This window comes from Magnetococcales bacterium (genome assembly GCA_015232395.1).
GTDB lineage: Bacteria > Pseudomonadota > Magnetococcia > Magnetococcales > JADFZT01 > JADFZT01.
In genome coordinates this window covers 1-11,554 of sequence record JADFZT010000108.1, presented here as the reverse complement: position 1 = coordinate 11,554, position 11,554 = coordinate 1, and the positions used below count along the sequence as shown (strand labels likewise).

At 54.4% G+C, this 11,554-nt stretch carries 12 protein-coding genes; 5 read left to right on the top strand and 7 right to left on the bottom strand.

All coding sequences use genetic code 11. The annotated features are described in order from the left end of the window. Window positions 1-232 precede the first annotated feature (232 nt). The gene (locus HQL52_18630) at window positions 233-463 is read left to right on the top strand and encodes a hypothetical protein (protein MBF0371461.1); all 231 of its coding nucleotides are present in this window, start codon (window positions 233-235) and stop codon (window positions 461-463) included. A 238-nt stretch (window positions 464-701) separates the two neighbouring features. Here the strand turns inward: HQL52_18630 and HQL52_18625 are convergent, their stop codons facing one another. The 5 genes from HQL52_18625 to HQL52_18605 form a co-directional block, all read right to left on the bottom strand. After that, a complete protein-coding gene (locus tag HQL52_18625) occupies window positions 702-1,010 on the bottom strand; it encodes an STAS domain-containing protein (protein ID MBF0371460.1) in 309 nt (102 codons plus the stop codon). A 1,054-nt stretch (window positions 1,011-2,064) separates the two neighbouring features. After that, window positions 2,065-2,310 carry an acyl carrier protein gene (locus HQL52_18620; GenBank protein ID MBF0371459.1) on the bottom strand — a complete coding sequence of 82 codons (246 nt, stop codon included), beginning with the start codon at window positions 2,308-2,310 and terminating at the stop codon, window positions 2,065-2,067. An 86-nt stretch (window positions 2,311-2,396) separates the two neighbouring features. After that, on the bottom strand, window positions 2,397-2,759 hold the full coding sequence (locus HQL52_18615; protein ID MBF0371458.1) for a CRISPR-associated endonuclease Cas3'': 363 nt from the start codon (window positions 2,757-2,759) through the stop codon (window positions 2,397-2,399). 134 nt (window positions 2,760-2,893) lie between these two features. Continuing rightward, on the bottom strand, window positions 2,894-3,529 hold the full coding sequence (locus tag HQL52_18610) for a hypothetical protein (protein ID MBF0371457.1): 636 nt from the start codon (window positions 3,527-3,529) through the stop codon (window positions 2,894-2,896). A 4-nt stretch (window positions 3,530-3,533) separates the two neighbouring features. Next, window positions 3,534-4,355 (bottom strand): spermine synthase, encoded by an 822-nt coding sequence (locus tag HQL52_18605; protein MBF0371456.1) that lies wholly within the window; start codon window positions 4,353-4,355, stop codon window positions 3,534-3,536. Window positions 4,356-4,493: 138 nt separating this feature from the next. Between HQL52_18605 and HQL52_18600 the strand changes: the two genes are divergently transcribed. Then, window positions 4,494-4,970 carry a cyclic nucleotide-binding domain-containing protein gene (locus HQL52_18600; protein MBF0371455.1) on the top strand — a complete coding sequence of 159 codons (477 nt, stop codon included), beginning with the start codon at window positions 4,494-4,496 and terminating at the stop codon, window positions 4,968-4,970. Between the two features lie 133 nt (window positions 4,971-5,103). Here the strand turns inward: HQL52_18600 and HQL52_18595 are convergent, their stop codons facing one another. Beyond that, a complete protein-coding gene (locus HQL52_18595; GenBank protein MBF0371454.1) occupies window positions 5,104-7,419 on the bottom strand; it encodes a hypothetical protein in 2,316 nt (771 codons plus the stop codon). Between the two features lie 280 nt (window positions 7,420-7,699). Between HQL52_18595 and HQL52_18590 the strand changes: the two genes are divergently transcribed. Next, window positions 7,700-8,617: an ROK family protein gene (locus HQL52_18590; GenBank protein ID MBF0371453.1), complete on the top strand. Its 918-nt coding sequence runs from the start codon at window positions 7,700-7,702 to the stop codon at window positions 8,615-8,617. 72 nt (window positions 8,618-8,689) lie between these two features. Here HQL52_18590 and HQL52_18585 read toward each other — a convergent pair whose 3' ends face one another. Beyond that, a complete protein-coding gene (locus tag HQL52_18585) occupies window positions 8,690-9,643 on the bottom strand; it encodes an Rpn family recombination-promoting nuclease/putative transposase (protein MBF0371452.1) in 954 nt (317 codons plus the stop codon). Between the two features lie 229 nt (window positions 9,644-9,872). On the opposite strand from HQL52_18585, the gene HQL52_18580 reads away from it, so the two are divergent. Both HQL52_18580 and HQL52_18575 read left to right on the top strand, forming a co-directional pair. Continuing rightward, complete coding sequence (locus tag HQL52_18580; GenBank protein ID MBF0371451.1) at window positions 9,873-10,622, top strand: ribonuclease Z; 750 nt, start codon at window positions 9,873-9,875, stop codon at window positions 10,620-10,622. Continuing rightward, window positions 10,622-11,419 carry an NTP transferase domain-containing protein gene (locus HQL52_18575; GenBank protein ID MBF0371450.1) on the top strand — a complete coding sequence of 266 codons (798 nt, stop codon included), beginning with the start codon at window positions 10,622-10,624 and terminating at the stop codon, window positions 11,417-11,419. The genes HQL52_18580 and HQL52_18575 overlap by 1 nt, the downstream gene beginning before the upstream one ends. The last annotated feature ends 135 nt before the right edge of the window (window positions 11,420-11,554 follow it).

Sequence of the window (11,554 nt, the reverse complement as noted above, 5' to 3'; positions counted from 1 at the left end):
TCACGAAATCCTTTGGTATCCGTGTTGTTGGGCTTGGCCGCATGATCCAAAGCTACATGAATCGGTGAAACTTCAGACTATTCAGCACCCTGCCGCAAATAAGACTTGACAGCCTTTTTGGTCTGAAAATGTTTTACTGACTTAGTAACCACCATTTCCAGGTTACCACAACGGGACACGCCCCCCCTCCTTTGCCAGTAGAGCAGGCCAGCCTGAAACAGAAGCAGCCCCATTGGATCTCACTGAGGCTGCTCCCCTGATTAAAAGCCTGCTCCGACAGATTGAGGGGAACGAATACAAAAGCTTGGCCACCTTTGACACGCTCAAACCCTTATTGACGAACACCCCTCCTCATATCGTCGAAATGATGCGCTTTATAGAAAATGAGATCGACAGGCTTGACTATAAAAAAGCCCACACATCTCTCCTCAACATGGCCAAGGCGTTGGGGATAAAAGAATAAAATCCCTTCCGAGTTTTATTTCTGATGTTACGCTTGAACTAAAATAGAATGACAGGTAGAGCAGGAAGCAATTCCCAGGCAGGATTGCTTTTTACCGCGAATTCAACACTACTGAATTTAGCCCCAACAAAAAAATGCCCTACTTAGTCAATCAAGACAGTCATGAGGGTCAAGAAAACCACACCTGACTTATCACCTCACACCAAGCAACAAAACACATCAAAACCATCAAAAAAAACTATTTGACAAAAAAGAGACTATCTATCCTTAAGGAAGCAAGAACTTTCTTGACTGGCTTCTTCGCATTAATTATCCGCACTTCTCCCTGAAGACTTTCATCGCCTTTATTGTTATGCTCTCGTAGCATGAGCAACATATAAGCACCCATACTATCAATATACTCTATATTTTTGAAGTCAATCACATATCTTAGTCCAGTTTTTTTCTTGTAAAACGCTTTCCTGAAGGAGCGCTGCAAATCGTAGGTAAATTTTTTTCCTTTTGGAGCGACCACAATTTTACCGGGCTCACGTTCTGAGATACGCATTTATTTCTCCACCAAGCCATACTCCCCACCCCTCTAGACAAAAAAAATATTCCTTTCTATTTTCTTTTGGCAAACAAATAGCCTCTACTGCAAACAGCTTGTTATTTTTTACCAAGATCCCATTCTGGCCAACCTCCATGCCTGAAACTGACTATCCCAGCATCTCGTCCAGACTGACTGAGCACTCCCCTCTCACAAATCAAAAAAATTGCACGACCCCAGGATAAAAAAAACAATATTCACAAACATCTATCTTATAGCGTCAAAAGGAAAACCAGCGACTGAAGCAGTAAGATTCTCTTTTCTTACACACACCGACATTTACAAAACATTACAAAAAAATCATCACATCAATTGAAATACTGTTTACTCATGAGGCTCGACAGTTTCTGTCAAAAATAAAACAATGTCAATGATGTTAACGCAACACCCGCAAAATTAACCACATCGACATCGACTTGTTGAACTAAAAATCAACAACCCAATCATCAGTAAAAACAACTCACAATAAACACGCTTCAGGATCGAGCCAAACCCCTGCTATTCATATTCAACAACAGATACCAACATAACATTTTCCTACAACAGGGTGAGTTTTTGACCTATCGTTACAAACAGAAAAGGCGATAAGAGATCTATTCCGCCATTGAGTGGGGAAGCATTGGGGTTTACAATGGGTTATTGTCGTTGGGGCGTGGGTCTATCAGAATTCTGATAAGGGCGTTGGGCTCATCCAGCCTTTACCGTTTCCCTGGGAAAACCCAAGACAGGGGAGCATTCAGCATCGATTTCCAGCCCGATCAAACAGGCAGGCACCTCACAATCATCGGTGATCGTATCGTGATGAGACGAGTCGTCCAGCAAAACCTGGCTGCCCGCATCAAAACTGAAAATCGACAAGCCAGTGCGTCTGTTTATTGGAACAGCTCAGCCGACTGGAGCTTCATGGCGCTTGCCTGGAAGAAACCAACCCAGAGAACGAACGAAACTCATCCATGGCAGAGCCTCATTATTTTATCAAGTGATTCATCCTTTCGGTCTGATCACCCCCCTGCTACCCGGAACGTTTGGCAACGATAGCCCGCACCAAGTCCGATACATCCTTCAATTCTCCCACTTCGGAGGCATTGAATTTGACTTGTAGCCGCTGTTCAATGGTCACCAGAAGTTGAACGTAACTCAAGCTATCCCACTGAGGGATTTCATTGGCACTCAGCGTTTCGGTAACCACCAGTTGACCGTCATCAAACACCTCCTGAAAAATGGGGGTCAACTCCTGTAAAATTCCTTCAACGGACATACGGCATCTCCCACGATAGAGTGTTTCAGATCAAAAAATGACCAACCCGTCAGTTCAGTTTGCACGATTGATACCAATCGATTGAATTATTCATACTCTATCCAAACCATTGGAATGATTGAGGTGGACCCCATATCCTTTCGCAGAAAACATTTTTCGATCAGATATCCCGCCTCCCCCACATGCCCCCCACGGCGTTGAGCCATCTCTCCCTTGTGGTGCTCCTGAAAACCTCGGTTAATTTTCCCCAGGTCGTGCCAAGCCGCCAGCTCCGAAAGCCGGGCGATCTGCCTGGGAGTGAGATCCCCCTTGCCACAGGATCGAGCCAGGCGTTTGCGAATCAGGGGAATTTTGAGCAGGGATTCGAAGCAGGCCGCGACATCGGCACAATGGTCAATCAGGGGATGCCAACTAAAGGAGGCAGGATATTCGCCAGACCACTTGCCCATGAATTGGCCGGAAGGGGGAGGGCCTTGCATGGAGATATCTCCTGAAACGGAGGAAGCAGCCGCTCTGAAACATCTTTAATTGTAACACAGAGTGCCATACCCCTCATTTGGAAAACAGGACAAAAAAACCAGTTTTATTTATTGGCGCTGCTTTGACTGCCGTGGGCCAGCCAGTCCACGGTGGCGGCTTTGATGCGGGTATCGGATTGGGTCTGAAAACGGATGGAAAAACCGGTGACGGAAATATCCGCTGCTAAAACATGGAACTGATCGATCTGCTTACCCATATCCAGCTGAGTAACCCCTAAAATCACCTTGGGAGCCTCGGGAAAGGGCTCTGTAAAAATCACTCGCTTGTTGAACACCCGGCGACGGGAAAAAAGATCCTCCAGCTTCCACTGGGCATCCTCCCGCTTGACCTTCATGGTGCCGCTCTCCACCCGCACCCCACTGGGCTTAACCTGAGTTATACGCTCTTCCAACTCCACCAGTCGGGGCAGCATCGCCTCCAGAGAAGCAATCCGCGCCGTCAACGCCTCGTTGGTCCTGCCCTCCAGCGCCCCAACCCGGCCCTCCAACTCCACCAACTTAACCGGCAACTTAGCCACCCGGTTTAAATTGGCACGCAGGGATTCCCGCCCGGTCTCCAGCTTGACCAACCGGTCTGAAACCCCCAGCATTTCAAACCCCCGCCACTCCCCACCCCACTGATACCAGGCTGTAAAAGTGGCCCCGAACAGCACGATCACACCGAACAAAAATCGTCCCATGGCTTCACCCAAAGGGCAGCAAACGCCGCCAAAGAGGAATGTTGACTCGAATCATTTTGCGGATAAATGCCGAAAAGTCCAACCCCCATTGCATTTCCGGAGCCAAATGGGCCTCCAACGCCACCGCCCGCACCCGTACACCGTGCCAATCCGGAGAAAAATCGGGATCGTTGAAAGCAAATACAATCTCGTTGTTGGAGTGGGCCACCGGCAGCTTCAACACCGCCCCCGAAAAACGTTCCGTCACCCGATCCAAAACCATTTTAAAATCCCCCCAGTTGGTGCTGGAAAGATTGCAGGTCATCACCCCACCCCGACTGAGCAGCAAACGACAATCATCAAAAAAAGTCCGACTGTAAACCGACCAGGCCATCCCCTCACGATCAAAGGCATCCACCAGGATCAGATCATAGGCCCCATGCAAACGGCTCGAAGCGTTGGCAGCAAACCGGGCGCCATCAGTCAAATGCACCACCAGGCGGGTGGATTCGTGGATGGAAAAAAATTGCTTCGCCACCCTCACCACCCGGCGGCTGGGCTCCACCACATCCATCCGGCACTCGGGAAAATGGTGCAACAAAAATCGCGCCATCGATCCCCCACCCAAGCCCACCATCAACACCCGCCTGGGAGCCTCTCCAAACAACAGCGCCCCCATCATGTGCCGGGTGTAGGGCAGCACCAGCTGGTTGGGATCGTCCAATACCATGGCGCTCTGCTTGTGGGGGGTGGCAAAGTGCAAAAATCGCACACTCTCCTCATCCACCACCTCGATCACCCCCCCAGCCCCCCGGCTGCGATGGACTATCCGACCCTCCAGATTCATCCCCACCCCCACACTTCCAAGCAGCCGGTTTTTTTTCCGAGGCCATCACTCAAGAGTGGTATAGAATAGTTGCTTCTATCAATTAAGCTCAATAAGGGGTCGTCCCCTTCTGAATTCATCCATGGGAGGAACGGAGTCATGTCTGGAACCGAAAGCAACATAGGCCGGGAAAGACTGCTTGGCATGATGGAAAGCCTGTCGTTCTTCAAAGATTTTACCCCCTACGAAAAAAAACGCTTTGCCGGCTTTGAAACCCACGTCAAAAAGTTCAAGATGGGAGAGTATGTCATCCGCCAAGGCTCCAAGGATACCAGCTTTTTTATTCTCATCTCCGGCACCGTCAGCGTCACCCAAACCGGCAAGTCCGGCGTATTGGCCCAGCTTAACCCCGGGGACTTTTTTGGTGAAGTCTCTTTCCTCACCGGTCAACCCCGTATCTCCAACATCGTCGCCGACGTCCCCCTGACTGTTCTGCGGGTGGACGCCGTCCTCATGGAGCGACTGGGTACCGAAATCCGCGAAAAAATCAAAGATTTGATCATCATCCGCCTGATCAACCGCCTGGACGACATGAACAAACTGATCAGCTCGCTCTCTTTTATGGCGCGCTACTGATATTTCATCGCAAAGGGAGCCCCCCTTGCACTTCAGCCCCTGAAAATGGCTGATGATTGGACCACACCATTGGTGGTCACGGTATGCGTGGTTCTCCATCCAGCCCAACCGCTGACCACTATCTTGGATGTGCCTAGCGCTGCCTTGGTCGCCCCCCTCGCCGCCGCCGTCCTTCACCAAAGCTTTTGCCCCGCTCTCCAAACACCCGCTTGGGCACCCTTCCCCGTTTGGCCCGAAAGCAGGGATCGCACAACGGATGGGGGTGACCCACCGGCAATGCCCGGCGACATTCAGGACACCGCTCCCCTATCCCCTTACCCTGCTCCAGCAACCCCACAATCCCCCGGTTGATCTGCCGACGCTGCTCCTGGGCCTTGTCGATATCCGGAAAGGTATCCCCAAAACGATAGTGCAGCCAACAATAGAGATTAACCACCCGCATGGCGGTTTCCAACTCCCCCAACGACCACTCCCCCCGCCTCAAGGAGGTCAAGGCCTTCTCCAGGGTGAGCACACCCCCCCTGGCCACAGTCGCCACCATGGTTTCAAACGCCGTCACCGCCTGGGTGGCGCGCAAGGGAACCGGGGCCGCCGACAGGGCAAAACGGGTGGCCAGATCAAGCTTGGCATAGCGATCGGTCAAGCGGGCCAGAACGGTTTGATCTTCCAGATCAGAAAGCTTATAGACATTGGGATCAGGCCGCACCGAGCGTACAAAAAGAGCAAACAGACGCGCCAAGGAGTTGGCCTTCTTCCCCTCCACCAGGGCAGAAATAGCCAGCAACTGCTCCAGGTTGGGGGCCAGATGCGCCCGGCGAACCTTCGGAGGTTCCTGGCTCCAAGTGGTGCGGATGTGGTCCATGGAAATGCGAAAAGCCCCCACATAGCCCACTTCATTTTGCCCGTAACGACCAGCGCGACCGGCAATCTGGCGCACCTCCAGGGGGGTCAGTGGCAGCTCCTCCCGGTTGATAAATTTTCGATCCTGGGCAAAAAGCAACGTACGAATGGGTAGATTAAGCCCCATGCCGATGGCATCGGTGGCCACCAGAAAAGCAGCCTCTCCAGTGGCAAACAGTCCCGCCTGCTGTCTGCGCACCTCCGGCGGCAAAGCGCCATAAAGCACCGCCACCTTTTGTTTGGTCTTGCGCTCCAATTCGTTCTTAAGCCCCAACACCCCCGCTCGGGAAAAAGCGATGATGGCGGTTCCCGGGGCCAAATCATCAAACCCCTTCACGGACTGGTTTATCAGCTTCAAGGGGGCCAGACGATCCAGCCGGATCACTTCCCGGCTCTCCTCGGTCAGCGCCAGCAGCTTTTCGATGGCAGGCTGGGCTTCGGGGGCCCCCACCAAACATACCTCTGCGGCCTGCACCCCCAAGATCGCCTGGGTCCAGGCCCACCCCCGGTCAGCATCCCCCAACATCTGGACCTCATCGATCACGCACAGGTCGTAGCGGGTGGAAAGCGGCAGCATTTCAATGGTGGAGGCGGTGTGGCGGGCTCCCGGCACCATGATTCGCTCCTCCCCGGTCACCATGTTACAAGGCACCCCCGATTTATTGAGGGTTTCGGCGACCTCCAGAGCCAGCAGGCGCAAGGGTGCGAGATAGGCGCCGGTCTCAACCTCGGCCAAACGTTGCAGCGCCTGATAGGTTTTGCCGGAATTGGTCGGCCCCAGATAGAGGGTAAAGGTACGGCTCATCTCCCGGGCGCTGAAGAGCGTATGAAAACGATGCACCTGGGTGGCGTCGGTCACCTCCCGTTGCCAACGGGCCGCCTCAAAGGCTTTATGAAAGCGTCCGTAATAGTGCCAATAGGGGAGCAGATAATAGGGATCCGGGTGCTCTGCCTCCCCCTGGGTGATTTTGGCATCCACCTCCCGGGCCAGATCCGCCGCATCGGGATCACACTCCGCCAGAGCCGTGCTAAATCGGTGGGCGCGATAGTGGCTGATGGCCTGCAACCACGGATTTTCTTCGGGGATCGGCAGATCCAGCTCCAGAGCCTGGGCTGATTTTGCCAGGGCATGGCGCTCATCGACCAAAGTATCTCGCTGGCGCAAAAGCTCCAACAGCGCCCACTCCCCCTCCGCACCCGGCTGGTCAGCCAGAGAATCTTCCCAGTCAGCCAACCCAGCCATCAGCTCTTCCCAACGCTGCTTCCAGCTCTGACAACGCTCCGCAATCCGGTCCCGCTGAAGATGCAACCAAGCCCTTTCATCGTAGGTTTGGTCCGGGGCGTAGAGATCCAGAGTGTGGCCGTTTTCCTCCACCTGCCGGACAGGCTGGCTCCCCTGGGGAATACGTCGGCCCCGTTTTTTCCACCCCTTGCGGGTGCGCAGGGTTTCGATATCCACCATCCGCCAGTAGTTCACCCCCTCCTCAGCGCGCACGGGCTCAGCATCGGGATGGGGGGCTTGTCTGAGGCCGAGAGAACCCTCTGCCACAAGCCCATCCTCCCCACCAGAATTTAAACCGGCAGCGGATGTTTTTTCAGGAAATTTCACTGGGGAAGCCGTCCAACGTTGTTGTAGGATACACCTGGATTGGAAGCATGATCATGCCACACCCGCAGGCTTACGTCATCCCTGGGGCCAAAACCCGCCAGGGCAGGAGATAAAAACAATCGAAAGTTTTGCGACCTGTTTCCGGAAAAACAGCAAGAAATCACAGAGATTTAACCCACGGGGATTGATCTGGAAAATGCCAAAGGGGAATCACACAGCCATGCGCATCGGGATTGATCTGGGAGGCACCAAGATCGAAGGGGTGGCACTGGATTCAGACGGCCACATCGCCGCCAGAATCCGCACCCCGACCCCCCAGGGGGATTATCCCGCCACGGTGGCTGCCATCGTCAAGCTGGTGTACGCGGTGGAAAACGCCGCAAACATAGCCACCGGCCCCCACATCTCCCCCACCCCGGTGGGAATCGGTATCCCCGGCGCTCTGGCTCCTGATACCGGATTGATCAAAAATGCCAACTCCACCTGCCTGATCGGCCAACCCCTGGACCAGGAGTTGAGCAAGCGGCTCAACCGCCCCATTCGCCTGGCCAACGACGCCGATTGTTTCACCCTCTCCGAAGCGACGGACGGTGCCGCAGCCGGAAAAAACAGCGTCTTCGGGGTGATCATCGGCACCGGGGTGGGGGGCGGTATCGTCATCCAGGGCCAGCCCCTCTGTGGCCCCAACGCCCTCACCGGAGAGTGGGGCCACAACCCCCTCCCCTGGCCCGATGAGAACGAACGCCCAGGCCCTCCCTGCTATTGCGGCCAAAACGGCTGCATCGAAACCTTCTGCTCCGGCCCCGGCCTCTCCCTCTCCTTCGAAAAAGCCCATGGCCACCCCCTTCCCCCCCTGAAAATTCTCTCTCTGGCGGATCAGGGCGATCCCCGGGCTGAGGATATTCTCTCTCTCTACGAATCCCGCCTCGCCCGGGCCCTGGCCAGTGTCATCAACATTCTCGATCCGGAGGTGATCGTCCTGGGGGGGGGATTATCCAACCTCACACGGCTCTACCAAAACATCCCCCGACTGCTCCCCCGCCACGTCTTTTCCCATCAGGTCACCACCCCCATCATCAAAGCCCGCTTCGGGGATTCCAGCGGGGTTCGGGGGGCGGCCTGGTTGTTTGATGATTGAGAGAAGGCGTATGGCGGGAGCAAGGGATATTCCAAAGCGGGATTTGGAGAGAGACATGAAAAGCAGGAGAGTTCAGGGTGCAAAGAGTTTTTCCAGGGAATCCTCTTTCAATACCCGCCTGCTCCACTCCTTCAAGGAGGCTATATCTGCGCTGGCAACGCTCTCCCGAACCCAAGCCGGCAATGGACCAAATTTTTCTTCCAGCTGAAACAATAACAGGTCAACTCTTTCTTCCATCCGACCCTCCTGCCGACCCTCCTGCCGACCCTTGGCGATCATCTTTTTGGCCCAGATAGACTCATATTGCTCCGCTTTGCCCGGAAAAAGTTCCTCTGTCAGTTCCTGTACATCGCTCATATCCAAGGCTCCATAAGTTTGAATCATATAGACAAAAACCCGCTCAGCCAGCTCTGAATCCGTACGGATCAGTCGGGCGATTTTTGTCGCAACCTGGGGTTGATGGGCTTGATGAAAGACATATTTCAGTGTCAAAAAGCCGCCTCGCAAGCGATCATCCCCGGATAAGGCGACATCATCGATCTGCCCCAGATCGACGACAGAAAAAGGCAAGTCGATCAAATGCGGTTTGAGCGCTTCATCCCCCTCCATCAACGCTGAAAAACGGGTCGGCGTTTGCCACGCCTCTACCCCATGATACACCACCAGAGGCACGATAGGAGGAAGAAGTGTGCCCTTTTCCCGCTCCCGATCCAACTGCTCCAAAATTCGAACCACATAACGCAACAGCTGAAAAGCGATCCAACCATCCGGATGGCTCTTGTGCTCAATCAGGGTGTAGACGAAAGCGGATCGACCATCCAGACATTTGACCCGAAAGAGCCGGTCCGTCAGATGCTTGCGAAACTCCCCATCGATAAAGCTTCCTTCCACCAACTCCGGTGGTTCGGTGGAAAAAAAACGGGTTACCTCTTCAGGCAGCCGCTCCCGCAACAAGGTTCCCGCTGTGTGGGGGTTGGCGAGGAGAATTTTCAGAAAACGGTCGTGGGGCTGGCTGATATCAGTCAATTTATTTCCTTCCAAGGATATTTTCAATCACAACACCTGGGCAACCCATGCCAACAACCCGACCAAAGTAATCCCCCTTGATGGACGAAAAAAGGTTTGCCAACGCTGCCAAACAGGAAACGCTGGACTGGGAAGGAACAGCTGCCTAAGCTTGAATCCCTGTTGGCCTGGAAATGGATCGTCACATTCTTAAAACCCAACAAACCCCATCGGAGGCCCCTTGGAAGCCATGAAAGTCACCATCCTCGGCAGCGGTACCGGCATACCCTCCCTGGCCCGCAACGCCGCTGGCTATCTATTGGATATCAACCAGCAGCAATGGCTCATCGATTGCGGCAGCGCCACCCTCAAGCAACTGCTCCATGTGGGGCGCAGCCATGAAAATCTGGATGGGATTTTTATCACCCACACCCACCCCGACCATATCGGTGATCTGATCCCTCTGCTCCATGCCCTGAGGCTTCCCGGTCTCACCAGGGAAAAACCCCTGAAAATAGTCGGCCCACCCGGCTTTCCCGGTTTTTTCGAGGAAATTATCGTCGCAGTGGCTGGGTTGCCCAAAACATTTGAGGTAATCGTCAGCGAAGCTCAAAATCGATGGCAACTGGACGGGGTGACCATCTGCTCCACCCCTACCCTGCATTCCGACAAAATGTCGAGCGTAGGATACCGCTTCGAACACAACGGTAAAATCATCGTCTTTTCAGGGGATAGCGATTATGACCAAAACATTGTCGATCTGGCTCGGGGGGGGGATCTGGTGATTCTCGACTGCTCCACCCTGGCGGATGGCAAGGTTCCGGGCCATCTCAGTGCGGCTGAATGTGGCCGGGTAGGAGAGGAGGCTGGTGCCAAACGGCTGCTGTTGAGCCATTTTTATCCCATTGAGGGGGCCGACTCCCGACGCCAGGAGGAGTGCCAGGCTCACTTTGACGGCAAAATCATCCTGGCGGAAGATTTTTTGACCGTGGTGGTGTGATGACCTCCACCGTTCGCCACCTGCTCCTGCCAGTGGCCGGATTCGGCACCCGGATGCAAGGGGTTGATGCCACCCGCCCCAAGGAGATGCTGCCCATGGGCAGGCGTCCGGTGATTCGCTTTGCGGTGGAAGAAGGGATTGCCGCTGGCATCAACCATCTGGTGGTGATCACCCGCCAGGGCAAGGAGATTCCAGCAGAGGTGTTCGATCATCCGGGGCTGACGGTCACCTTTCTCCATCAGAAAAAACCTCTGGGAGAGGGAGATGCCCTGGCCTATGCAGCTCCCGTGATCGGAAAACAGCCGGTGGCCATCCTCTATCCCGACAACATCCATATTCCCAAAAACGGCCTCGCCAGAGAAGCCCTCAAAAGGCTGGTGACAGCATACGATCAACAGGGGCGGGATATCATGGCCCTCACCGAGGTAGCCCCGGAAGCAGGAGGGGCCTGGAGCAATTCGGGACATGTGACGCTGACCCGGCTTGAAAAAAACCTCTACCGGGTAGAGGGGCAATCTCCCAAGGGGCCGGGCTGTTTTGTGCCCCGCTTTCCCGGGGAGCTGAGGGGGCTTGGAATGTGGGTGGCGGGGGAGCACTTTTTCGACACCCTGGAGCGCGCCCGCAGGAGCGTCCCCTCCGGGGAGGAGTTTACCGACCGGCCTATCCGGGAGTTGATTCTCAAGGAGCGCACCCTGCTGGGTCTACACCTGCCGGGAAACCTCTTCGATGTGGGCAATCCCGAGGGTTACCGGCAGTGTCGAGAACGTATTGAAGCCCTGGAAGAGACCCCCCTCTGAAACCAGTTTAGAAGAGGCCTCTCCCAGGTTTTTCCAGTGGCTGAGAGAGAGTATAGCCATTCAAATCAAGAATTGGACATATGCCGCTGTACTTTTTCTGTCATTCCCGCGAATGCGGGAATCCAGGGGGGCTGG